Source organism: Roseococcus sp. SYP-B2431 (assembly GCF_004336745.1).
Taxonomy (GTDB): domain Bacteria; phylum Pseudomonadota; class Alphaproteobacteria; order Acetobacterales; family Acetobacteraceae; genus Roseococcus.
The window spans coordinates 507,242-528,732 of the sequence record NZ_SJXD01000025.1 but is presented as its reverse complement, the minus strand read 5'-3'; the positions used below and the strand labels follow the sequence as shown (position 1 = coordinate 528,732).

Here is a 21,491-nt window from a genome sequence, read left to right as displayed (position 1 = left end):
CAGGGGCGAGGTGGCGCCACGCCGCAGGCTTCGGTAGGACGGGGCCGACACTCGGGGGCGCGCGACGGCATGCTGAAGGAATTCCTACTGCCGCCCGGTAGCCTGATTCTCGCATCCCTGGCGTTGCTGTTCCTGTTCCGCCGGCGGCCCGGGGCGGGCCGCGCCATCCTGCTGGCGGCGACGGCCTGCCTCTATCTGCTCAGCACGCCCTATGTCGCCAGCCTGCTGATCCGGTCCCTTCAATGGTATCCGCCGATCGTGCCGGGCGGGGGGCCGCCGGCCGAGGCGATCGTCGTGCTTTCGGCGGGAAGGGACCGGCATGTCCCGATGTTCGGCGGCGACACGATCGATTCCCTCAGCCTGGAGCGGCTGCGCTTCGCCGCGCGCCTGCAGCGGGCTTCAGGCCTGCCGCTGCTGGTGAGCGGCGGTCCCCCACCCAGGCCGGGCGGTCTGCCCATGGCGGCGCTGATGGCCGAAGCCCTCGCGCAGGATTTCGGCCTGGAGACGCGCTGGCGGGAGGAGGCGTCCACGAATACCGCCGAGAATGCGCTGCTTTCCGCGCGTCTGCTCGCGGAGGTGCCGATCCGGAAAGTCTATGTGGTGACCCATGCCTGGCACCTGCCACGCGCCATGATGGCCTTCCGCGCCACGGGGCTCGAGGCCATTCCCGCCCCGTCCAGCCACGCCGTTTCCCAGCGGGTGACGGCGGAGGCCCTTCTTCCGAATGCCCGCGCCCTGTCCGACAGCGCCTATGCCCTCCACGAATGGATCGGCATGGGCTGGTATGCGGCCTCCTACGGCTTCCGGCCGGCGCGTCGGCCGGACGGCCCCGCGGGTTGAGGGCCGATCCGCGTCAGGGCGCCTTGCGCAGCTCGCAGAAGATCCACCCCTGGAGCCCGTGCAAGGGCTGGAACCGCTCGAGCAGCTTCCCGTAGAGGCAGCCCAGGCGGAACAGCGTCGGGCTGAAACGGAAATAGGTCGGGTACTGGCCGAGATGCTGCAGGCCTTGCACGGAGAGGCCCGCGGCGGCCGCGAGGCGGCGAATGGAGCGGGCGGTGTTCGACCTGTAATGCGTCGGGAAGACATCCTCTTCCTCCCGCCCCTCCGTCGCGCGGACGATGCGGCCATGCAGGGCATTGGGCACCATCGCCGAGATCAGGCTGGCATAGTCCCAGAAATTCGGCGTGAGGAAGACATAGGTCCCGCCCGGCGCCAGCACCCGGCCGATCTCCGCATAGGCGCGGTCGACATCCTCGATATGCTCCATCACGCTGCGGGAGAAGGCGAGGTCGATGCTGCCATCGGCGATCTGCGTCATCGCCGTCACGTCGCACCGCCAGAGTTCGAGATCGGGATCCGCGGCGGTGAATTCCACCACATCGATGCCGATCAGGCGCCCGGCCTGCCCCTTCATGGTGGAGAGCATCGGTGCGCCGCGTCCGCAGCCGATCTCGAGCACCGTCGCGTCCGGGCGCAGATGGCGCCGGACCTCGCCCGCCAGCCGCTGGTAGGGATGCGTGGCCGGCGGGTAGTAGCGCTCGATAAGAGGCTGGATCCTGGCATCGGTGGCTGCACTCAAGGCGCCGCCCCTCCAGCCGAGGCCATGCAGGAAAGCTTCAACGTCCGGTCCCCTTAGCGCCCTGGCGCGCCGCGCGCCTCTCAACGCCGCATGCTAGGCGATCGGATCGGGCCCCGCAAAGCATTTCGGAAGGCCGTTTTTCATATAATTGCGTATTTTCATGCGGCCGTGATCGCAGGCGCAGTCATGCCCAGTATCCGGTAGGCGCGGAACAGGGCCGGGTTCTTCGATCTTCCGGATGATCGGGGCCCGGCCTCGCGGCAGCGCGCAGAGATGCTCGGATTCTCGCGGCTTTCGCTCTGCGCAAACCCGCGATCGACTTTCAACGGAAAGGAAAGCGCCGAGCCCTCGCCTTTACCCCCAGAAGACCAGGGCCCGCACCTCGATGCTCTCGCGTGGCGGGGCGTCGGGCGGTGAGGAGGGGTCGTCGAAGGCCCCGTGGAAGGAGAGCCGCGCGCGGCCGTCCGTCGCGGAATCATAGCCCTTGATGAGCAGCGCCTCGCTCGGCAGCTGGTGCGGGAAATAGACCCAGGCGTGGCGCGGGCTGTGCCGCAGGCTGAAGGCCTCCCCCACGCGGTCGGCATGGACCGTCGAGGTCGGCACCAGGTCTTCCTCGGCGATGCTGGGCCATTCGGCGAGCGCGAGCGGGCTCTCCTGCACCGGCTTGATGGGCCGCCAGAGGTTCACGATGGCGAAGCGGCCGGCGAGCAGGCGGTCGGCCTCTTCCGGCAGCAGGTCGCGCAGGCGCCGCGGGGCGGCGGCGTAGCTGTGGTCGCTGTGCATGCGCCTGGCCGGCCCGTGCGACGTGCCCTCGCCGACGGCGCGCGCGGCGTCGCGGATCTCGTGGTCGAAGGCCACGACCCGGGAGGCGCCGAGATGCGCGCGGAGGAGGCCCTCCACCTCGGCATAGTAGTCGCGCCGCACCGCCGCCGCGTCGTGGAGATCGGCCACGCGGGTCGGCGCCTCGATCAGCTCGAAGCCGTGGCGGTCGAGGGTGAATTCGTGCTGGCGGAAGCGGCCGTTCTCCACCAGCACCTCATGCGTCTCCACCTCGATGGCGTCGACCGGCAGGCCGGGCGGTGGCGTGGCGACATGGCGCGTGGGACGCTCGGTCCCCGCGCGCAGGTAGTTGAGCGGCGCCGTCTGCAGCAGCGGCGGGCTGACATAGCCGTCAGGCATGTTCGAGCTCCCGCGCGGGGGTCAGCGCCGCGACCGCCCGGCGGGTCGCGGGCAGGAGCGTGCGGCCGTAGTCCAGCGCGTCCTCCAGCGGATCGAAGCCGCGGATGAGAAAGGTCGAGACGCCGAGCGCGGCGTAGTCGGCGAGGGACTCCGCCACCTGCTCCGGCGTGCCGACGAGCGCCGTGGTGTTCGCCCCGGCGCCCACGGCGGCGGCCACCTCGGTCCAGAGGCGCTTGTCGCGCACGGGGCCGGCGGCGGCCGCTTCCAGCAGGCGCGCGCTGCCGATGCTCTCGGGCTTGGGGCTGCCCTTGCCGAACCTGTCGCCGCGCAGTTCGCGGATGCGGTCGAGGATGCGCGAGGCGCGCGCCCAGGCCGCCTCCTCCGTCTCCGCCAGCACCGGACGCACCGAGAGGCTGAAGCGGATCGCGGCCGGATCGCGGCCGGCCCTCGCCGCGCTGGCCCGCACGCGGGCGATGGTGTCGCGCGCCTGGTCCAGCGTCTCGCCCCAGAAGGCATAGGTGTCGGCATGGCGGCCCGCGACCTCGATCGCGACGTCGGAGGAGCCGCCGAAGAAGATCGGGATATGCGGCTTCTGCACCGGCCTGATCTCGGAGAAGGCGCGCTCGAAGCGGTAATAGGTGCCCTCGTGGTCGAAGGGCGCTTCGCTCGTCCAGACGCGGCGCAGCAGGCCCACATATTCGTCCGAGCGGGCATAGCGCTGCGCATGGTCGAGGAAGTCGCCGTCCTGCTTCTGCTCGGCCGGATTGCCGCCGGTGATGATGTGGATGGCGGCGCGCCCCTGGCTCAGATGGTCGAAGGTCGCGAACTGCCGCGCGGCCAAAGTGGGCGCGATGAAGCCCGGCCGGTGCGCGACCATGAAGCCGATGCGCCGCGTGCTCGCCGCCGCATGGCCGGCGACGAGCAGCGCGTCCGGGCTGGTGGAATGCCAGGCGACCAGGACGCGGTCGAAGCCCGCCTCCTCATGCGCCTGGGCGAAGCGCGCCACATAGGCCGGATCGAGGATCGGCCCGCCCGGCGGATGGATCTCCGAGGAGGCCCGGTGCGAGATCATGCCGATGAACTGGAGCGGATGCGTCATGGCCGTTCCCTCAGGCGATGTGAAGGCGCCGCAGCGCCTGGCCGGTGGCCGCGTGGTCGCGCGCCAGCCGCGCGCCGAGCTCCTCGGGCGTCAGCTTCTCCGGGCTGAGGCCGAAGCGGCGCAGCGCCGCGCTCACCTCGGGCTCGTCGAGGCTCGCGTTGAACTCGCGGTTGATGCGGGCGACGATCTCGTCCGGCGTGCGGGCCGGCGCGAAGAGGCCGAACCAGCCGCCCGAGGGCCAGTCGCGGCCGAGGCCGTGCTCCGTGATGTTCGGCACCTCGGCGAAGGCCTCCCAGCGGCCGTTGCCGATGGCGGCGACGGCACGGGCGCGCCCGGCCTCCACATGCGGCGCCACGATCGGGTCGATCATGAAGTGGACGTCGCCGGCCGCCAGCGCATTGGCTGCGGGCGCGGAGCCCGGGAAGGGAATGTGCACCGCCTCGAAGCCGCCGGCATCGGCCAGCAGCGCGCCGCGCAGATGCCCCGCCGAGCCGATGCCGGCCGAGCCGTAGTTCAGCTCGCCCGGATGCCGCCGCGCATAGGCGATCAGCTCCGGCAGGGTGCGCACGGGCAGCTTCGGGTTCACCGCGACGAGGCTGAAGGCCTCGCCCGACATGGCGACGGGCGCGAAGGCCCGCAGCGGATCGTAGCCGACAGGGTTGAGATGCGGCGCGATGGTGAGGTTGCCGGCGGAGGCGTTGAGCAGGGTCAGCCCGTCCGGCCGGCTCTCGGCCACGAGCCGCGCCCCCACGGCGCCGCCCGCGCCCGCCCGGTTCTCCACGACCACGTTCACGCCCAGCCGCTGGCCGAGCGCGCGCGACATGACGCGCGAGACATTGTCGTTGGTCGCGCCCGGCGGAAAGGGCGAGATGTAGCGGATGGGGCGGCTGAAGCCGGCCTCGGCGCGGGCGACGGCGGGCGCGGCCAGCAGGCCGGCGAGAAGGATGCGGCGGTTCATGCGGCGTCTCCTGCGGTCGGCGCGGCGCGCCCCGCGGACAGGTGAGCGGGTTTCCCGGTGGACGGCACGGCGCCGGTCATTTCCACGGTCCGCCAGGCGCCGGTCGGCGGGTGGTTGCGGCGCAGATAGCCGCGCGCCGCCTGCTCCGCGGCGGAGGCGCTCTGGAAATTCGCGCGGTCGAGCTCCTCGAGCCGCCGGTCGATGGCGATCAGGAACCAGCCGGCATCGCCCTGGGCGGCGACGGCGACGAGGGCACCATCCTCGATGATGGGGTTGGAAAGGCGCATGGGATCTCCGGAATTTCAGGCTTCGTCGTGTCGGCGGATCGGTGCGGCTCAGCCGCGACACGAAATCCGACGGCGCGACGCCGCCCGGGCCGGGAGGCTGCGGAGGGAGACGGAGGCGGAGCGGGGCATCGCAGTTCCTCGTCGGGTTCGGGCGGCCAGGCTGGGACGGCCGCCCGTTCCTGCACATGAGTTCGTAGTTTTCGGATTATACGATCGCATGCGGATAATTCAACACCCCGGCACGCAGAATCGGAAATTCACGCCAGAACCAGCCTACAGCCCCAGGCTCAGGCCGGCCTGGCGATCACGCCCCGGCCGCCGGCCCCGAAGGCGGCCGCAAGCTTCGCACGTCTTGAAACGTGAAACTCCCGAACACGGCGCGGGGGTTCCACAGCCCCGCGCCAGCCATCTCCGGCACCGGCCCCGATCACGCGCGGCGACAGGATATTTCCGCCCCCCCACAACCGGCGCGGTGTTGGCGGCTTTTACAGCCGCGTGGCGTGCACTCCCGCACGCGCCGGAAAGAAGGAGAATCCCATGGGCCGTTCCCCCCTGGCCATGGCGCTGTTCGCGGCCCTCCTCATGGCGCCCTCGGCAAGGGCCGAGACGCTGTCCGCCCCTCCCCCCGCCGCCGAGCCGCTCCGCCTCACCGAGGGCGAGGCCCGCAGCCGCATCGAGGCCATCGGCTATACCCAGGTCACCGATCTCTGGGCCGACAGCCATGGCCTCTGGCACGGCCGCGCCGCCCGCAACGGCGATCCCCGGGCCATCCGGCTCGACCGCGACGGCAATCTGCTGGATCCGAGCGAGATCGCGGCCCTGACCATGTTCGACCGGGACCCCGGCGAGCCGCCCGTGATGGTGGTGCGGGCCTCGCATTGAGGCGATCCGCCGGTATCCTGGGATAGGCGCGGGGCGACGCTTCCGTGCTACCACGCGCCATGGAGACCAGAGCCCCGACACCATTGGCCGTCCTCGTCGGCATCCAGACCCCCGACGTGGACGACATCGCCCACGAGGCCAGCCTCGAGGAGCTGGGGCGCCTGGTGAGGACGCTCGGCTACGAGGTCGTCGGCGCGGTCTCGCAGAAGCGCGAGGGCACCGGCGCCGCCGCGCTGCTGGGCAGCGGCAAGCTGGCCGAGCTCGCGGCGCTGACCGGCGGCAGCGGCGTCGTCACCTCCATGGCGCCGGCCGCGAAGTCCAAGGCCCGGCAGCGCTTCGAGGGCGCGGCCGGGACGCCCGAAGCAGGCGAGGCCGAGCCGGGCGAAGCCGAGCCGGGCGCCGCCCGCAGGCCCGAATTCGTCATCGTCGACCACGAGCTCTCGCCCAGCCAGCTCCGCAACCTGGAGCGCGCCACCGGGGCGCAGGTGCTCGACCGCACCGGCGTCATCGTCGAGATCTTCCACCGCCACGCCCATACCCGCGAGGCGAAGCTCCAGGTCGAGATGGCGCGGCTGAAATACGTGGCGCCCCGCATGCGCGAATCCTCGACCGGCGGCGGGCGCCAGCAGGGCCCGGGCGCCGGCGAGAGCACCCTGGACCTCGACCGCCGCAAGGTCCGCGACCGCATCTCCGAGCTGAAGACCCAGCTCGACGCCGTGCAGCGCGACGGCGACAACCGCCGCTCCGCCCGCCGCGACCAGCTGCGCGTGGCGCTGGTCGGCTACACCAATGCCGGCAAATCCTCGCTGATGCGGGCGCTGACCGGCAGCCAGGTGCTGGTGGAGGACAAGCTCTTCGCCACGCTCGACACCACCGTCCGCATCCTCCAGCCCGAGACGCGGCCGCGCGTGCTCGTCTCCGACACGGTGGGCTTCATCAAGCAGCTGCCGCACGATCTCGTGGCCTCCTTCCGCTCCACCTTGGCGGAGGCGCTGGAGGCCTCGCTGCTGCTCTTCGTGGTGGATGCCTCGGACCCGACCTGGGAGGCGCAGCTGGAGGTCAGCAGGACCGCGCTGCGCGAGATCGGCGCGGATGCGGTGCCGTCGCGGCTGGTGCTGAACAAGATGGACCGGGTGGACGCGGCCGGGCGCGCCGCGCTGCGGGACAGGCATCCGGACGCGATCCTGCTCTCGGCCCATGCGCCCGGCGACGTGAGCGCGCTGCGCGACCGGATCGTCGCCTTCTTCGAGGAGGCGATGGTGGAGGACACGCTGGTGCTGCCCTATGCCAGGCAGGGGCTGATCGGCGAGGTCTATGAGAGCGCGCGGGTGCTTTCGGAGGATTACGACGAGACGGGCCGCGTGCTGAAGGTGCGCGGCCTGCCCGGCGCGATCGCGCGGCTGCGGCGGAGCCTGGCCGCGGCCTGACGCCGGGCGCCGCCGGCCGGCGCGCCGGCCTCGGATTGCGGGATTGAGGGCCTTTCCTGTAGGTTGGGCGTCCCATGCAGGACCGGCCTACGATGAATGTGGAAGACCTTTACCGCCTCCTGCGCGCCGGCCATGTCCAGGCCCAGGGCATCGTCGACACGATCTCCGATCCCCTGCTCGTCCTCGATGAGAGCCTGCGCGTGCAGGCGGCCAGCCGGTCCTTCTACCAGGCCTTCAAGGTGGACCGCTACGAGACCATCGGGCAGCTCGTCTACGAGCTGGGCAATGGCCAATGGAACATCCCCGATCTGCGCCTCCTGCTGTCGCAGGTGATCCCCAGAAGCACGGCCGTCGTCAACTTCCAGGTCGAGCATGAGTTCCCGGCCCTCGGCCGGAGGACGATGCTCCTGACCGCCCGCACCCTCCACCATCCGGACAATGGCGGGCATTCCATGTTGCTGGCCATCGTGGACGCGACCGAGCGCGTCGAGCAGGAGGCCGCGAAGGACATGCTCTTCGGCGAGCTCCGGCACCGGATGAAGAACCTGCTGGGCGTGGCGCAGGCGATGGCCCGCCAGACCCCCACGGAGGGCCGTTCGGCGGAGGAGTATCGCGACGCCTTCCTGGGCCGTTTCGGCGCCCTGGTGGAGGCGCAGGACCTCGCCTTCCGGGAGCAGGACGATGCCGGCCTGGCCGCATTGCTGGAACGCGCCCTCGCCCCCTACGCCGCCGCGCCGGAGGCCGTCCTCATCGAGCCCGGCCCGGCCGTCGTGCTCGGGCCGCGGGTGATCATGGCGCTGGGGCTGATCGTGCACGAGCTGGCGACGAACGCCGCCAAGCATGGCGCCCTGTCGGCCCCCGGCGGCCGGGTGCGGATCAGCTGGCGGCTGGACGAGGCCGGCCAGCTCCGGCTGAGCTGGGTGGAGAGCGGCGGCCCCCCGGTGGCCCCGCCCGCCACCACGGGCTACGGCACCCACCTCATCCGCTCGTCCGCGAGCTATAGTTTGGGGGGCGAGGTGCAACAAAGATACGAGTCCGGCGGTTTAGAGACCGAGATCGTCATTCCGCTTGGAAAGGCCTCTCCCTCGGATTGAAGGCGGGCCGTGCAGAAGACCATCCTGATCGTCGAAGACGAGTTCCTGATCGCGCTGGACCTGCAGCAGATGCTGGAGCGTCGCGGATGGAGGGTTCTGGGCCCGGCGGCGACGGTGCAGGCGGCGCTCCGCCTGCTGGAGCAGGACGTGCCCAACGTGGCGCTGCTCGACGTTCAGCTCCGCTCCGAGCTGGTCACGCGCGTCGCCGAGACCCTCGCCGCCCGGGGCGTGCCCTTCGCCGTGGCGAGCGCCTTCGAACGGCCGGAGCGGTTCGGCGGCGCCATTTTGACGGGTGTGCCGAATGTCGGCAAGCCGACGCAGGAGCGGCGCCTGCTCGCCACCCTGGAGCGGCTGACGGAGCCCTGATCCGCGCGGCCGCGCGGCGACGGACCGATTTTCCTTGCCATGACTCAGATTATTTTCCTAGTATTGCGGGATGCCCTCCCCCCTCCGCATCCCCCACGCCCCCCTCTCCGATGCCGAATGGGCCGCCCTCCTCCCCCACATCCTGCGCCGCTTCCGCGGCCGCCCCTGCGACCACCGCGCCCGCTTCGACGCCATCTTCCGCGTCGCCGCCACCGATGGCCCCTGGTCCGACCTTCCCGAGCCCTACGGCAAGCCCGACACCATCTCGCGCTACTTCCGCCGCCTGACCCATGAGGGATTGTGGGAGCACCTGCTCCTCGCCCTGGCCGCCGCTCCCCAGGGCCATGTCCTGAAGAACCTCCTCGGCCCCATCTGCCGCGCCGCGCGCCGGGCCATCCGCCTGCGCGGCTTCCGCATCATCCTCCTGGCCCGCCGGCTCGAGCTGAAGCGCGCCTTGCCGGCCCCGCCCTGGATGTGCCCCGATCCGGATTTGTCCGAAAAGCTCTTCGACCTGCAATTGGCGCGGCTCGAATCCGTCGTCCGGGGAGAACGAAAGCGCGCCTTCGCCTGGCTGCGCGCCATGCGGAAGTGCCTCACCGTCGTCGCCGGCCGCAGATACATCCCGCGCGCCCTCCGGGCCTGCTGGCCGTGACGCCCCGGTTGAAACAATCGCCACCTCCCCGCATATCGCCCGCCGTTGAACGCGAACCCCTGTGGGAGAAGACGAATGGGTGAGACCCTGGAGCGGCATGAATTCGGCGCCGAGGTCGGGCGCCTCCTGGATCTGGTGGTGCACGCGCTCTATTCCGAGCGCGAGATCTTCCTGCGCGAGCTGGTGGCCAATGCCGCCGACGCCGTGGACCGCCGCCGCTTCGAATCCCTGACCGACCATGCGCTGGGCCTGCCCGCCGAGGCGAAGCTCCGCATCCTGCCGGACAAGGAAGCCCGCACGCTGACCATCAGCGACCCCGGCAGCGGCATGACCAAGGCCGAGCTCGCCCAGCATCTCGGCACCATCGCGCGCTCCGGCACGGCGGCCTTCGCGAAGTCCCTCGCCGACGCGCCGGCCGGCGACAAGCCGAGCCTCATCGGCCAGTTCGGCGTGGGCTTCTATTCCGCCTTCATGGTGGCCGACCGCGTCGAGGTCACCTCGCGCCGCGCCGGCACCGAGGAGGCCTGGGTCTGGGCCTCCGAGGGCAAGGGCGACTACACCCTGGCGCCCGCCACGCGCGAGGAGGCGGGGACCGACATCGTCCTGCACATGAAGTCCGATGCCGAGGAGTTCCTGGAGCCCTGGCGCCTCCAGGCGATCATCCGGAAATGGGCGGACCACATCGCCATCCCCATCACGGTCGCGCAGGACGGCAAGGACGAGCCGGCGAACGAGGGCACGGCGCTCTGGCGCAAGCCGAAGTCCGAGGTGACGGAGGAGCAGTACAAGGACTTCTACCGCCACGTCGCCCATGCCTTCGACGAGCCCTGGGCCACGCTGCACTGGCGCGCCGAGGGCTCCATGGAGTTCTCGGCCCTGCTCTTCGTGCCGGGGATGAAGCCCTTCCAGGCCGTGGAGGGCGAGCGCGAGAGCCGGCTGCGCCTGCATGTCCGCCGCATGTTCATCACCGACCAGGCGAATCTGCTCCCCTCCTGGCTGCGCTTCGTGCAGGGCGTGGTGGACACCGAGGACCTGCCGCTCAACGTCTCGCGCGAGATGCTGCAGTCCACGCCGGTGCTGGCCCGCATCCGCAAGGCGGTGACGAACCGCGTGCTGTCGGAGCTGAAGACCCAGGCCAAGGACGCGGCGAAGTACGAGGCCTTCTGGGACAATTTCGGCCCGGTGCTGAAGGAGGGCGTCTGGGAGGATGCCGAGCACCGCAAGGACGTGGCCGCGCTGCTGCGCTTCCGCTCCTCGGCGGTGGAGGGCTGGACCTCGCTGGCCGACTACGTCGCGCGCATGAAGGAGGGGCAGGAGGCGATCTATGTCCTGCTCGGCGACGACCCGGCCGCGCTGGCGAAGTCGCCGCAGCTGGAGGGCTTCAAGGCCAAGGGCGTGGAGGTGCTGCTGCTCTCCGACGGCATCGACGCCTTCTGGCCGGACCGCCTCGGCACCTTCGAGGAGAAGCCCATCCGCAGCATCACCCAGGGCACGGTGGACCTGTCCAAGGTGGCGGGCGGCGCCGAGCAGGCCGAGGCGGCGGATGTCGCGCTGCTGCTGCCGCTGCTGAAGGACGCGCTGAAGGAGGAGGTCTCCGAGGTCCGCGCGACGGACCGGCTGGTGGACAGCGCCGTGGTCCTGGCCGCGCCGGAGCATGGGCCGGACCTGCAGATGCAGCGCATGCTGCGCCGCGCGGGCCGTGGCGGGGGCGGCGGGCTGCCCGTGCTGGAGGTGAATCCGCGCCATCCGCTGATCCGCAAGCTGGCCGAGAGCGCGGCGGGCGACACGGCGCTCTTCGAGAAGGCGGGGCTGCTGCTGGACCTGGCGCGGGTGCAGGACGGCGACGTGCCGCGCGATCCGGCGGGCTTCGCGAAGCAGGTCGCGGCGGCGCTGGCGGGCTGACGCGGCCCGATGGCTAACGCCCCATGCGCCTCCTGGCCTCCCCCCGCCTGGCCTCCCAGGCCAGGCTCGCGGCCAGGAACTCCTCGGCCGGCATGGGGCGGCCGTAGCGATAGCCCTGGCCCTCTGGACAGCCGCGGGCGGCCAGGAAGCTTTCCTGCTCCTCGGTCTCGACGCCCTCCGCGATGACCTCGAGCCCCAGGCGCCGCGCCAGCACCAGCACGGATTCGACGATCGCCGCGTCATGCGTCGCCTCCGGCAGGCCCGAGACGAAGCTGCGGTCGATCTTCAGCCGGGTGACGGGAACGTCCCGCAGCGCCGTCAGCGAGGCGAAGCCCGTGCCGAAGTCGTCGAGCGCGATGCCGATGCCCCGGGCCAGCAGGGCCCGCAGCGGCGCCAGCAGCTCGGCCCCGTCCTGGCTGAGCGCGATGTTCTCCGTCAGCTCCAGCTCCAGCATCTGGGGCGGCAATCCATGGGCCGCCAGCGCCGCCTCGATCACCTCCTCCAGGTCGCCGGACGCGACCTGCTCCGCGAAGAGGTTCATCCCGATACGCAGCGGCAGGCCCGCCTCGCGCCAGGCGGCGGTCTGGCGGCAGGCCTCGTCGATGATCCAGCCGCCCACGCCGGGCGCGTGGCGGCTGCATTCCAGCGTCGTCAGGAAGGCGGCGGGGCCCAGCAGTCCGCGCGTCGGGTGGCGCCAGCGGATCAGCGCCTCCGCCCCGACGAGCGCCCCGTCGGACAGCCGGACCTGCGGCTGGTAGTGCAGCTCGAACTCGCCTTGCTCGGCGGCCCGGCCGATCTGCTCGTCCAGCAGCCGCTGGGTCTCGTAGGCCGCCCGGTCCGCTTCGCTGAAGACGCGATGCACCCCGCCCCCGGCGGCCTTGGCGCGATAGAGGGCCAGGTCGGCGTTGGAGAGCAGGGTCTCCGCATCGGGCGCCGCGCCGGGCGGCACCCGCGCCAGCCCGGCGCTCGCCGTGATCCGGAACTGCCGCCCCCTCACCGTGAAGGGCGCGCGCTCCAGCGCGGCGAGCATACCCTCCACGATCGCCTCGTTGGCCGCCGCTTCCGCCCCGAAGAGCAGCACCGCGAACTCGTCGCCGCCCAGCCGCGCCAGCCGCCCCTGTCCGCCCAGATGCGCGGCCAGGCGGGAGGCGGCATCCCGCAGCACCACGTCTCCGGCGGGATGGCCCAGCGTGTCGTTCACATGCTTGAAGCCGTCGAGATCCAGCAGCGCCAGGGCCGAGGGCATGCGCCCGTCCTCGCCCTGGGTGACCATCTCCTGGAGCCTGTTCCGGTTGGGCAGGTCCGTGAGCGGGTCGTGATAGGCCTGGTGCAGCAGGGCCTGCCGCGCCTGCAGCGCCTCCGTCACGTCGCGGACGAAGAGCGTGATGCCGCCCTCCTCGGAGGGAAAGACATGCGCCTCGAAATGCCCGGCGATCGGCTCGAAATAGAAGGTGACCTGCGTCGGGACGCGTTCCTCCATCGCGCGATGGTAGGCCGCGCCCACCGGCCCGGCCTCCAACTCCGGAAAGACCTCCCACACCTTCCGCCCGAGCAGATCGAAGCCCTCCAGCCGCGCCTTGCCGCGACGGTTCTGGAAGGTCACGCGCCAGTCCCGGTCGATCGCCCAGACGCTGTCCGTCGTGCTCTCCAGCATGTCGGCCATGCGCCGCTCCCGCTCGGCCACGGCGTCGGCCATGACGTCGAAGGCCAGGCCGAGCTCGCTGATTTCCGAGCTCCTGTCGATCCGCCCGGCGCGCGCGGTCATGTCGCCCTGGCGCCACCGCTCGGTCACCGCCATCAGCCTGGCGATGGGCCGGCGGATGTAGCGGGTGGCGAAGAACCAGGCCGCCAGCAGCGCGGCCGCCATCACGGCGGCCGAGACCACCCGAGGCGGGCCTTTCCGGAAGGCGTCTTCCACGAAGCGCTCGTGGTCGAGGCCCACGGCCACGAGGAAGGACGGGCTGGCAGGGGCGATCGCGGGCACATGGCCGACGATCTCGCGCCGGCCGTTGAGCCACTCCGTGTCGAGCACGCCGGGCCCGGCGCCGACGATGTGGCGCAGCCGCTCCGGCAGCGGCTGCCCGATCTGCTGCCGGCTCGGCAGGTCGACCAGGACGGTTCCGAAGGGGTCCACCACGGTCAGGCTGATGCCGGGCGCCGGCTCCCGCGTGGCCAGGTCCTCCGCCAGGAGATCGAGATCCAGCCCGGCACTGAGCACCCCGACGATCCGGAGCTCGTCGTCATGGACGGGCAGGGAGAGGTTCAGCGTGCGCCGGCCCGTGACGCGGCCGACCACATAGCCGCCGACGGAGAAGCTCCCCGTCTCCAAGGTCCGCCGGAACCACGCGCGGTCGGAGACATCGATGCCCGCTGTCGAGCTGCTGCACCAGATCCGGCCATCGAGGTCGGCGGCGCCGATGACCGTGTAGAGCGTGAACTGCTCCCGCGCGCGCTGCAGGGCGGGGCCGCACCGCGCCTCGTCCCGGTCGCGGATCACCGGCAGCATCGCCAGGGCCGTGAGCAATTGCCGCGCGCCTTCCAGGATGCGCCGCTGCTCGGCCGCGCCGATCTGGGCCAGGCCCAGGGCCCGGGCCGGGACCTCGGCGAGATTCTCCTGTCGGTGCTCCTCGCTGCGCCAGACTTCCAGCATGGCGGACGGCAGGACGCTCATCACCGCCAGAAGCATGAGGCGAAAGACGAAGCTCACAGGCGGTTCCAGTTTGTCGGGCCCAGGACGTTAAAACCTGCGCCGGAAGCCGCGGTTTCCGCCCTCAGCAGCCCTCGCTGCGCCGCACTGCGTCGCAGCGCAGCTCGAAGCGGCATTCGGGATGCCCTTCCGCCGCGCAGGCCACCTCGCGGCAGGCGGGCTCGCCCTTCCGCCCGGCCATCTCCAGCACGTAGCGCATGCCGCCGGCGAAGCTGCCCTCGAACATGTAGCAGACCTTCCGTCCGGCTCCCGGGCCATAGCCCAGCGCGAAGGCCGAGTTCCGCACCGTCACCGCGCCGGTGCCCGCCGCCTCGTCCAGTGCCGTGATCTCCAGCTGGCCGTAGCCCCGCTGCGAAAGGCGCCTGAGATAGTGCCTGAAGGTCTCGAGCGGCGAGAGGCCATGCGTCCTCGCCTCGGCCCGGCACCATTGCAGCGCCGAGAGGTCGCTCGATCCGTAGAGGATCTTTCGATACGCTTCGGGCCCGATCGCGTCCTCGACGCCCTTCTGCATATTCACCAGGAAGTGGCGCGGCAGATAGACCATCGGCAGGCCGTCGGTGGACCAGATGCCGGTCTCGGGATCGACCTCGATCGGAACCTGGGGCTGGGCCATGCGCGTCTCCTGGAACTTCGCAATGCTGGGCGATCCGCGATAGTGTCGCAAGCTGGAGGACCGGCGAATGGAACCCCATGCCCTCATGGAGCGCGAGACGGCGACGGACCTGCCGCCGCCCCTGGCCGCGCTGTGGTGGGACGCCCGCGGCGAATGGGCGCGCGCGCACGAGGCCGCGCAAGCCGTGGACACGGCCGAGGGCGCCTGGGTCCACGCCTATCTGCACCGCAAGGAGGGCGACCTCTCCAACGCCGACTATTGGTACCGCCGCGCCGGCCGCCGCCGCCCGGCGGTGACGCTGGAATCGGAATGGTCGGAGATCGTCGCGGCGCTGTAGCCGGAGCGCGCCCGCCCGCGTTCTCCTGCCCGGAGGTCTCCATGAAGCCAGAATCCCTGCATTTCCCCCGTAGCGAATGGGTGCCGAACAATCCGCGCCTGCCGGTGCTGCTGTACCGCGCGGCCATGCCGGCCTCCGGCGACATCGCGGCCGCGATGGAGGCGCTGTTCGAGCGCAACGGCTGGCCGCCGCAATGGCGCGACGGCATCTACGGCTATCACCACTACCATTCGAAGGGGCACGAGGTGCTCGGCTTCGCGGCCGGCGAGGCGCTGCTGAAGCTCGGCGGGCCCGATGGCGCCGAGGTGCGGGTGACGGCGGGCGACATCGCGCTGCTGCCGGCCGGCACCGGCCATCTCAGGATCCGGTCGAGCCCGGACTTCCTGGTGGTCGGCGCCTATCCGCCGGGCCAGGAGGGCGACATCCAGCGCGAGGCGCCGACGCCGGCCATGCTGGAGCGCATCGCCGCCCTGCCCTTCCCCGACACCGACCCGGTGCTCGGGACGGCCGGGCTCTGGCGCGTGGATTGAACGGAGAGCGGCATGCCCACACTGAAGCGTCCCGACGGCGAGATCCGGTACGAGGTCCATGGCTCCGGCTTCCCGGTCCTGCTCTTCGCGCCCGGCGGGCTTCGTTCGCGGATGGAGATGTGGTCCGCGCCCACCGAGGGTCCGCCCCGGCCCTGGGTGGACTGGACGAAAGCCCTGCCCGCCGCCGGCTTCACCGCCATCGCGATGGACCAGCGCAATGCCGGCCGGTCGCGCGCCGGCATCGGGGCCGATGATGGATGGCACAGCTATGCGGCCGATCATCTGGCGCTGATGGACCATCTCGGCTTCGGGAAATTCCACGTGCTCGGCGGCTGCATCGGCGGCAGCTTCTGCCTGAAGGCCATCGAGACCGCGCCGGACCGCATCACGGCCGCGGTGCTGCAAAATCCGATCGGCCTCAACCCGGAGCACCCGGAGTACTTTCCCGAGAGCCATGCCGAATGGGCCGCGGCGCTGCGCGCCGAGCGCCCGGAGATCACCGAGGAGGCGCTGGCCGGCTTCGGCCGGAACATGTGGGCGCGCGACTTCGTCTTCTGCGTGGACCGGGAGTTCGTGCGGAACTGCCCGGTGCCGGCCTTCCTGCTGCCGGGCACCGACATCCCGCATCCGGCCGCGACCAGCGCAGAGCTTGCCGAGCTACTGCCGGAGGTGGAAGTGCTGACGAACTGGCGCGGTCCCGATCACCGCGCCGAACAGGAGCAGCGCGTCCTCGCCTTCCTGAAGGCGAGGACGCGCGGCAGCTAGACGATCGGGCTGCGACGCAGCGTGCGCGGCTGCGTCTCGTCATAGGGCGTGCGCGCGTGCTGGAGGCGCCGGTTGTCCCAGAGGACCAGGTCGCCGGGCTTCCAGGCGTGGTCGTAGATGATCGCCGGGTCGTGGAGATACTCGCGCAGCTCGGTCATCAGGGCCACGCCCTCCGCGCCGGGCAACTCCGTCACCTCGACGCTGGAGAGCTTGTTCACCCAGAGCGCGCCGCGATCCTCCGGCGCCGCGCGCCAGACCATGGGATGCACAGCGGAGAGCTCGGCCGAGGCATCCATGTTCCAGTCCTTCGCGAGCGTGCCGCGGAAGGTGTATTCGTGGCGAATGTGCAGCGTCTCCGCGCGCTCGCGCAGCGCCGCGGGCATGCGGTCCAGCACGGTCACATTGTCGGCGAAGCGTGTGTCGCCGCCGGCATTCACCGGCACCTCGATGGCATAGAGAATCAGCGCCGAGAGCGGCTCCTTCTGGAAGAGCTGGTCGCAATGAAAGGCGAGGTCGCCCTTGCCGAAGACGCCGTCCGCGCGCACGTTGGACACGTGCTGCGCCGTGGCCTCGGCGCTCTTGACCTTGTTCCGCTCGCGCAGCTGCACGGGGCCGAAAATCTCGGCGAAGCGGGTCTGCTGCTCGGTCGTGATCTCCTGGCCGCGCAGCAGCAGCAGGCGGTGCTGCCGGAAGGCCGCGCGCAGCGCGGCGCGCGTGGCCTCGCTCGGATCGTCACGCAGGTCGAGGTTGCGCACCTCGACGCCGAAATGCGGATTGAGCGGATGCAGGTCGAGCCCTGCGGTCGGCGTGGACAACCCTTCCATCGTGATCTCCCTCGCGGCCGTTCCGCGCCGCAGCAATTCATTATGAGGACGTCGAGTTCCGGAGGCCATGCTAATTTTTCCGGCCTTGCCTGTCGATGCCTCTTTGCGCCCGGGCGAGGGCGTGAAAGGCTTCGTTCATTGCTATTGCCAGGAAGGAACGATCCCGCATGCGGATGCAAGGCCGGCGCGTCATCATCACCGGCGGCTCCTCCGGCATCGGGCTGGAGACGGCGCGCCTCTTCCTGGCCGAGGGCGCGCGCGTGGCGCTGCTGGACCTGGACGGCGGGGCAGCGGCGGCGGCCTCCCTCGGCCAGGGCGCGGCGAGCCAGGGCGCGGCCGGCTTCGCCTGCGACGTAACGAGCGAAGCCTCGGTGGCCAAGGCCGTCGAGGCCGCGGGCGCGGCGCTCGGCGGCGTGGACGGGCTGGTGAATTCCGCCGGCGTGAGCCTGTGGCGACCGCTCGCCGAGACCTCCTTCGAAGACTGGCGTCGCGTTCACGCCATCGACCTGGACGGCCCCTTCCTCGTCACGCGGGAGGCGCTGCCGCTGCTGCGCGCCGCCGGCGGCGGCACCATCGTGAACCTGGCCTCCGGCGCCGGGATGCGGCCCTTGCCCAATCTCGGCGCCTACTGCTCCGCCAAGGCGGGGCTGGTGATGCTGAGCCGCGCCCTGGCGCTGGAATTCGCGGGCGAGAACATCCGCGTGAACGCGGTGGCGCCGGGCCCCATTCACACGCCCATGCTCGAGCGCACGCTCAGCCGTGTGCCCGACCGCGAGGCGAAGATGCAGGAATTCCTCTCGCGCGTCGGCATGCGGCGGCTCGGCACCGCGGAGGAGGTCGCCAAGGCCATCCTCTTCCTGAGCTGCGCCGAATCTTCCTTCACCACGGGCGCGGTCATCGAGGTCGATGGCGGCCGGGTTCAGATCTGAAGAAAGGATACGGGGATGAAAACGAAAGCCCTCCTGTTCGGCCTCGCGATGCTCGGCGCGGCCGGCGCGCAGGCGCAGCAGCAACAGCCGCTGCGCCTGGTGATGAACAACGAGCTGCAGACGCTCGACCCCATCGTCTCGCCCTCGGTGGTGACGCGCGCCTTCGGCTCCATGGTCTGGGACACGCTCGTCGCGCCTGACAGCCAGGGCGTCATGCGGCCGCAGATGCTGGAGGGCTGGGAGGTCAGCGCCGACCGCCTCACCTGGACCTTCAAGCTCCGGCCCGGCCAGGAATGGACCGACGGCACGCCTGTCACCGCCGAGGATTGCGTGGCGTCGATCCGCCGCTGGGGCGCGCGCGACGGGCTGGGCCGGCAGCTGATGGAGGCCACCGCGAGCCTCGACGCCACCGCGCCCGACACCTTCGTGATGCGCCTCAACCGCCCCTTCGCGCTGGTGCTGGAGGCGCTCGGCAAGACGGCGACGCTGGTGCCCTACATGATGCCCGCGCGCATCGCGAACACGCCCGGCACGCAGCAGATCACCGAGATCGTCGGCTCCGGCCCCTTCGTCTTCCGCCGCGAGGAATGGCGGCCCGGCGACCGCGTCGTCTTCTACCGCAACGCGCGCTACCGCCCGCGCTCCGAGCCGGCCGACGGCCTCGCCGGCGGGAAGGTCGTGCATTTCGAGCGCACGGAATTCGTCAGCATCCCCGACCATGCGACCAAGGTCGGCGCGCTGCAGCAGGGCGAGATCGACTATATCGAGCGCGCGCCGCTCGACTTCATCGAGAGCCTGCGGCGCGACCGTCGCGTCGTCGTCACCCCTGGGCTGCGCGGCGGCGAGGTGGTGGGCGCGCTGACGCTCAACCACACCATCCCGCCCTTCGACAACGTCCTCGTGAGGCGCGCGGCGCAGCAGGCCATCGAGCAGTCGGACGTCGTCGCGGCGACGGGCCTGCCGCCCGACATGGTGCATCAGCACTGCTACACCTTCTTCATGTGCGGCGGCCCCTACGCGACCGAGGCCGGCACCGAATCGCTGCGCAACCACAGCATGGAGCGCGCGCGCGCGCTGCTGCGCGAGGCGGGCTACAACAACCAGCCGATCACCGTGCTGCATTCGCGCGATTCCGCGCTGATCGACCCGGTCTCGCTCGTCGCCATGGACCAGCTGCGCCGCGCCGGCTTCAACATCGACCTGGTCTCGACCGACTGGAGCAGCGTGGCCTCGCGGCGCGTGAACCGGAACCCGGTCGGCCAGGGCGGGTGGAACATCGTGCCGCTGGTCTGGACCGGCTTCGACATGCCGGACCCGATCGTCAATCCGGCAATGGTCTACAACTGCGCCAACGTCTATCCGGGCTGGTGGTGCGACCAGCGGCAGGTGCCGCTGCTGCGGCAGTATTCCGAGGAACCTGACATGGCGCGCCGCCGCGAGATCGCGGGTCAGCTGCAGACGCTCGCGCATGAGCATGTGAATGTCGTGCTGCTCGGGCAGTTCGCCGGGCCGGCGGTGTATCGCGCGGATCTGCGCGGCGTGCTCGACGTGGGCTTCCCGGTGCTCTGGAACATCCAGCGGGCACGGCGCTGATGGCGGCGCGCTGGGCCGCCGTCACCGGCGCGGCGGGCGGGATCGGCACCGCGGTCTGCCTGCAGCTCGCGCAGCAGGGCCTCGGCGTGCTGATGCTGGACGTGCAGGAGGGGCCGCTCACGGCCTCGGCCGAGCGCGTGCGCGGGGCCGGCGGGCGTGCCGAGGTGCTGGCGCTGGACGTGCTCGACCCCAGGGCACCGGCCGCGGCGCTGGCAAAGGCCGAGGCGCTGGGCCGCACGGATGTGCTGGTGAACCTCGCGGGCGGCTCGGGCCCGCGGCCCGTCCGCACCATCGAGGAGATGGAAGACGAGTTGTGGGACCATGTGATGGCGCTGAACCTCACCAGCGCCTTCCGCTTCTCGCGCGCCTTCGTGCCGGGCATGCGGGCGCGGGGCTATGGCCGCATCGTGAACACCTCCTCCACCCTGGCGCGCGGGCGGAAGGGGCCGGTGACGACGCAGGGCGCCCGCCTCGCCTATTCCACCTCCAAGGCCGCGCTGCTGGGCTTCACGTCGCAGCTGGCGAAGGACGAGGCGGCGCACGGAATCACGGTGAACGCCGTCATGCCCTCGCTGATCCTGGCCGAGCAGGGCAGCCGCATCCGCGACCGCTTCGAGGCGCTCTCGCCCGAGCACAAGGCCGGCATGCTGCGCGACTTCCCGACCGGACGGGCGGGCGAGGCGCATGAGGTGGCGGCGGTGATCGGCTTCCTGTGCTCGGAAGCGGCGTCCTACGTCACGGGCGTGGGGATGCCTGTCGACGGCGGCTTCTTATAAAGAATCCAAGGGGCTTCGCCCCCTGGACCCCCACCAGGGCTTTTTGCCCTGGACCCCTTAACTGAGGCTGCCGGGATAGTCCTGCCAGATGCTGGGCTCTAGGGCGAGCGCGGGGTGCGTCGCCGTCCAATGCGCGATGCACTGCTCCGCCGTCGGGTTCCACAACCCGGCATGGCCCTTCATCCAGGTGAGAAAGTCGTCCAGCATCTTCAGGCGATGCATGTAGCCCATGTGCTGCGGGTGCAGCGTCATGTGGAAATGGCGGCCGCGCTTGTGCTGCGCCTCGAACTCCCAGCGCAGGTTGCGGAAGAACATGTCCACGTTCTCGAGGCCGGTGCCCTTGATCGGGAACATGCAGAAATACTGGTCGTCGAAGTGGTAGTAGTAGGGCATCGTCGGCAGCGCGCGGCCGCTCGCGAAGTCCACCGCCGTCCAATAGGGCGCGTCGTCGGCGAGGCCGTTGCCGTAGTAGCGGTAGCCGGCCTCGATCAGCAGGTCGATCGTGTTCGGGCTGATGGTGCCGCCGGCGAACTGGTCGCCCTGGCGCGAGAGCATGAACCAGCCCGCCGGCGCCTTGCCGACCGCGTCGGAGAGGATGGCCGTGGTGCGCTCCAGCCGCGCCTTCTCGATCTCGCGCGGCAGGCCCGAGACATCCTCGTGCAGCAGCGCCTCGGCGGCGATCTCATGGCCCTCGGCCTGGATCTCGCGCAGCTTCGCCCCGTGGATCCGCGCCATGGCCGCCGGCGTGGCGAAGGTGGCCTTCAGCCCGTGCTGCCCCAGCACGCCGAGCAGGTTGTCGAGCCCCTCCGTCATCGCGAAGCGCGCGACGGGCGTGGAGAGCTCCGCCGTCTTCAGCCCCTCGCCGGTCGCGGCGAGGCTGAGGTCCACCGTGATGCTGACGCAGCAGCTTCTGCCGTCGGGCCAGCGCAGCTCGGCATCGGCGAGGCCGCGCTCGTCGGAAACCGTGTAGTTGTCTTTCCAGGGCATGGCGT

The 21,491-nt window shown here is 71.1% G+C and carries 22 protein-coding genes; 13 read left to right on the top strand and 9 right to left on the bottom strand.

What is annotated here, in order from left to right; all coding sequences use genetic code 11:
- Window positions 1-69 precede the first annotated feature (69 nt).
- Window positions 70-840 (top strand): YdcF family protein, encoded by a 771-nt coding sequence (locus EJV46_RS13800; protein ID WP_131549215.1) that lies wholly within the window; start codon window positions 70-72, stop codon window positions 838-840.
- 13 nt (window positions 841-853) lie between these two features.
- Here EJV46_RS13800 and EJV46_RS13795 read toward each other — a convergent pair whose 3' ends face one another.
- From EJV46_RS13795 to EJV46_RS22850, 5 genes are all read right to left on the bottom strand, one after another.
- Window positions 854-1,579 carry a class I SAM-dependent methyltransferase gene (locus tag EJV46_RS13795; protein ID WP_165585529.1) on the bottom strand — a complete coding sequence of 242 codons (726 nt, stop codon included), beginning with the start codon at window positions 1,577-1,579 and terminating at the stop codon, window positions 854-856.
- 354 nt (window positions 1,580-1,933) lie between these two features.
- Entirely contained in the window at window positions 1,934-2,758 is an 825-nt protein-coding gene (locus EJV46_RS13790) for a CmcJ/NvfI family oxidoreductase (protein ID WP_131549213.1), read from the bottom strand.
- Window positions 2,751-3,857: an LLM class flavin-dependent oxidoreductase gene (locus tag EJV46_RS13785; protein WP_131549212.1), complete on the bottom strand. Its 1,107-nt coding sequence runs from the start codon at window positions 3,855-3,857 to the stop codon at window positions 2,751-2,753. Before EJV46_RS13785 ends, EJV46_RS13790 begins: the two co-directional genes overlap by 8 nt.
- A gap of 10 nt (window positions 3,858-3,867) precedes the next feature.
- Entirely contained in the window at window positions 3,868-4,815 is a 948-nt protein-coding gene (locus EJV46_RS13780) for a tripartite tricarboxylate transporter substrate binding protein (protein ID WP_165585528.1), read from the bottom strand.
- A complete protein-coding gene (locus tag EJV46_RS22850) occupies window positions 4,812-5,102 on the bottom strand; it encodes a hypothetical protein (RefSeq protein WP_165585527.1) in 291 nt (96 codons plus the stop codon). Before EJV46_RS22850 ends, EJV46_RS13780 begins: the two co-directional genes overlap by 4 nt.
- Before the next feature lie 537 nt (window positions 5,103-5,639).
- Here EJV46_RS22850 and EJV46_RS13775 point away from each other — a divergent pair.
- The 6 genes from EJV46_RS13775 (at window position 5,640) to htpG (ending at window position 11,425) form a co-directional block, all read left to right on the top strand.
- Complete coding sequence (locus tag EJV46_RS13775; RefSeq protein WP_131549210.1) at window positions 5,640-5,984, top strand: hypothetical protein; 345 nt, start codon at window positions 5,640-5,642, stop codon at window positions 5,982-5,984.
- 59 nt (window positions 5,985-6,043) lie between these two features.
- Window positions 6,044-7,411 carry a GTPase HflX gene (hflX, locus tag EJV46_RS13770; protein WP_131549209.1) on the top strand — a complete coding sequence of 456 codons (1,368 nt, stop codon included), beginning with the start codon at window positions 6,044-6,046 and terminating at the stop codon, window positions 7,409-7,411.
- A 92-nt stretch (window positions 7,412-7,503) separates the two neighbouring features.
- The gene (locus tag EJV46_RS13765) at window positions 7,504-8,505 is read left to right on the top strand and encodes a PAS domain-containing sensor histidine kinase (protein WP_131549208.1); all 1,002 of its coding nucleotides are present in this window, start codon (window positions 7,504-7,506) and stop codon (window positions 8,503-8,505) included.
- A gap of 9 nt (window positions 8,506-8,514) precedes the next feature.
- Window positions 8,515-8,871, top strand: coding sequence for a response regulator (locus tag EJV46_RS13760; RefSeq protein WP_131549207.1), 357 nt, complete (start codon window positions 8,515-8,517; stop codon window positions 8,869-8,871).
- 70 nt (window positions 8,872-8,941) lie between these two features.
- Entirely contained in the window at window positions 8,942-9,523 is a 582-nt protein-coding gene (locus EJV46_RS13755; RefSeq protein WP_131549206.1) for a transposase, read from the top strand.
- 75 nt (window positions 9,524-9,598) lie between these two features.
- A complete protein-coding gene (htpG, locus tag EJV46_RS13750) occupies window positions 9,599-11,425 on the top strand; it encodes a molecular chaperone HtpG (RefSeq protein ID WP_131549205.1) in 1,827 nt (608 codons plus the stop codon).
- A gap of 13 nt (window positions 11,426-11,438) precedes the next feature.
- Here the strand turns inward: htpG and EJV46_RS13745 are convergent, their stop codons facing one another.
- Window positions 11,439-14,132, bottom strand: coding sequence for an EAL domain-containing protein (locus tag EJV46_RS13745; RefSeq protein ID WP_131549204.1), 2,694 nt, complete (start codon window positions 14,130-14,132; stop codon window positions 11,439-11,441).
- A 64-nt stretch (window positions 14,133-14,196) separates the two neighbouring features.
- Window positions 14,197-14,745 carry a 4-vinyl reductase gene (locus EJV46_RS13740; RefSeq protein WP_131549203.1) on the bottom strand — a complete coding sequence of 183 codons (549 nt, stop codon included), beginning with the start codon at window positions 14,743-14,745 and terminating at the stop codon, window positions 14,197-14,199.
- Between the two features lie 67 nt (window positions 14,746-14,812).
- Between EJV46_RS13740 and EJV46_RS13735 the strand changes: the two genes are divergently transcribed.
- Genes EJV46_RS13735 through EJV46_RS13725 form a run of 3 tightly spaced genes read left to right on the top strand, consistent with a single transcriptional unit; the run spans window position 14,813 to window position 16,377 of the window.
- Window positions 14,813-15,082 (top strand): hypothetical protein, encoded by a 270-nt coding sequence (locus EJV46_RS13735; protein WP_131549202.1) that lies wholly within the window; start codon window positions 14,813-14,815, stop codon window positions 15,080-15,082.
- A gap of 41 nt (window positions 15,083-15,123) precedes the next feature.
- Window positions 15,124-15,612, top strand: coding sequence for a cupin (locus EJV46_RS13730; protein ID WP_131549201.1), 489 nt, complete (start codon window positions 15,124-15,126; stop codon window positions 15,610-15,612).
- 12 nt (window positions 15,613-15,624) lie between these two features.
- Window positions 15,625-16,377, top strand: coding sequence for an alpha/beta fold hydrolase (locus EJV46_RS13725; protein ID WP_131549200.1), 753 nt, complete (start codon window positions 15,625-15,627; stop codon window positions 16,375-16,377).
- Here EJV46_RS13725 and EJV46_RS13720 read toward each other — a convergent pair.
- Window positions 16,374-17,201: a TauD/TfdA family dioxygenase gene (locus EJV46_RS13720; RefSeq protein ID WP_165585526.1), complete on the bottom strand. Its 828-nt coding sequence runs from the start codon at window positions 17,199-17,201 to the stop codon at window positions 16,374-16,376. The two genes, EJV46_RS13725 and EJV46_RS13720, sit on opposite strands and share 4 nt — an antisense overlap.
- Before the next feature lie 167 nt (window positions 17,202-17,368).
- Between EJV46_RS13720 and EJV46_RS13715 the strand changes: the two genes are divergently transcribed.
- From EJV46_RS13715 to EJV46_RS13705, 3 genes are read left to right on the top strand one after another with little or no spacing between them, the layout of a single operon-like run.
- Window positions 17,369-18,130 carry an SDR family NAD(P)-dependent oxidoreductase gene (locus EJV46_RS13715; protein WP_131549198.1) on the top strand — a complete coding sequence of 254 codons (762 nt, stop codon included), beginning with the start codon at window positions 17,369-17,371 and terminating at the stop codon, window positions 18,128-18,130.
- Window positions 18,131-18,145: 15 nt separating this feature from the next.
- Window positions 18,146-19,723, top strand: a complete 1,578-nt coding sequence (locus EJV46_RS13710) for an ABC transporter substrate-binding protein (protein WP_131549197.1) — start codon at window positions 18,146-18,148, stop codon at window positions 19,721-19,723.
- Window positions 19,723-20,499 (top strand): SDR family NAD(P)-dependent oxidoreductase, encoded by a 777-nt coding sequence (locus EJV46_RS13705; protein ID WP_131549196.1) that lies wholly within the window; start codon window positions 19,723-19,725, stop codon window positions 20,497-20,499. The genes EJV46_RS13710 and EJV46_RS13705 overlap by 1 nt, the downstream gene beginning before the upstream one ends.
- 57 nt (window positions 20,500-20,556) lie before the next feature.
- Here EJV46_RS13705 and EJV46_RS13700 read toward each other — a convergent pair whose 3' ends face one another.
- Entirely contained in the window at window positions 20,557-21,486 is a 930-nt protein-coding gene (locus tag EJV46_RS13700) for a polysaccharide deacetylase family protein (protein ID WP_131549195.1), read from the bottom strand.
- Between the last annotated feature and the right edge of the window lie 5 nt (window positions 21,487-21,491).

Coding starts and splice junctions, on each gene's coding strand:
- EJV46_RS13700 (WP_131549195.1), bottom strand. CDS start 21,486: ATGCCCTGGAAAGACAACTACACGGTTTCCGACGAGCGCGGCCTCGCC.
- htpG (WP_131549205.1), top strand. CDS start 9,599: ATGGGTGAGACCCTGGAGCGGCATGAATTCGGCGCCGAGGTCGGGCGC.
- EJV46_RS13800 (WP_131549215.1), top strand. CDS start 70: ATGCTGAAGGAATTCCTACTGCCGCCCGGTAGCCTGATTCTCGCATCC.
- EJV46_RS13755 (WP_131549206.1), top strand. CDS start 8,942: ATGCCCTCCCCCCTCCGCATCCCCCACGCCCCCCTCTCCGATGCCGAA.
- EJV46_RS13730 (WP_131549201.1), top strand. CDS start 15,124: ATGAAGCCAGAATCCCTGCATTTCCCCCGTAGCGAATGGGTGCCGAAC.
- EJV46_RS13720 (WP_165585526.1), bottom strand. CDS start 17,201: ATGGAAGGGTTGTCCACGCCGACCGCAGGGCTCGACCTGCATCCGCTC.
- EJV46_RS13765 (WP_131549208.1), top strand. CDS start 7,504: ATGAATGTGGAAGACCTTTACCGCCTCCTGCGCGCCGGCCATGTCCAG.
- EJV46_RS13705 (WP_131549196.1), top strand. CDS start 19,723: ATGGCGGCGCGCTGGGCCGCCGTCACCGGCGCGGCGGGCGGGATCGGC.
- EJV46_RS13790 (WP_131549213.1), bottom strand. CDS start 2,758: ATGCCTGACGGCTATGTCAGCCCGCCGCTGCTGCAGACGGCGCCGCTC.
- EJV46_RS22850 (WP_165585527.1), bottom strand. CDS start 5,102: ATGCGCCTTTCCAACCCCATCATCGAGGATGGTGCCCTCGTCGCCGTC.
- EJV46_RS13710 (WP_131549197.1), top strand. CDS start 18,146: ATGAAAACGAAAGCCCTCCTGTTCGGCCTCGCGATGCTCGGCGCGGCC.
- EJV46_RS13780 (WP_165585528.1), bottom strand. CDS start 4,815: ATGAACCGCCGCATCCTTCTCGCCGGCCTGCTGGCCGCGCCCGCCGTC.
- hflX (WP_131549209.1), top strand. CDS start 6,044: ATGGAGACCAGAGCCCCGACACCATTGGCCGTCCTCGTCGGCATCCAG.
- EJV46_RS13740 (WP_131549203.1), bottom strand. CDS start 14,745: ATGGCCCAGCCCCAGGTTCCGATCGAGGTCGATCCCGAGACCGGCATC.
- EJV46_RS13785 (WP_131549212.1), bottom strand. CDS start 3,857: ATGACGCATCCGCTCCAGTTCATCGGCATGATCTCGCACCGGGCCTCC.
- EJV46_RS13735 (WP_131549202.1), top strand. CDS start 14,813: ATGGAACCCCATGCCCTCATGGAGCGCGAGACGGCGACGGACCTGCCG.
- EJV46_RS13715 (WP_131549198.1), top strand. CDS start 17,369: ATGCGGATGCAAGGCCGGCGCGTCATCATCACCGGCGGCTCCTCCGGC.
- EJV46_RS13775 (WP_131549210.1), top strand. CDS start 5,640: ATGGGCCGTTCCCCCCTGGCCATGGCGCTGTTCGCGGCCCTCCTCATG.
- EJV46_RS13725 (WP_131549200.1), top strand. CDS start 15,625: ATGCCCACACTGAAGCGTCCCGACGGCGAGATCCGGTACGAGGTCCAT.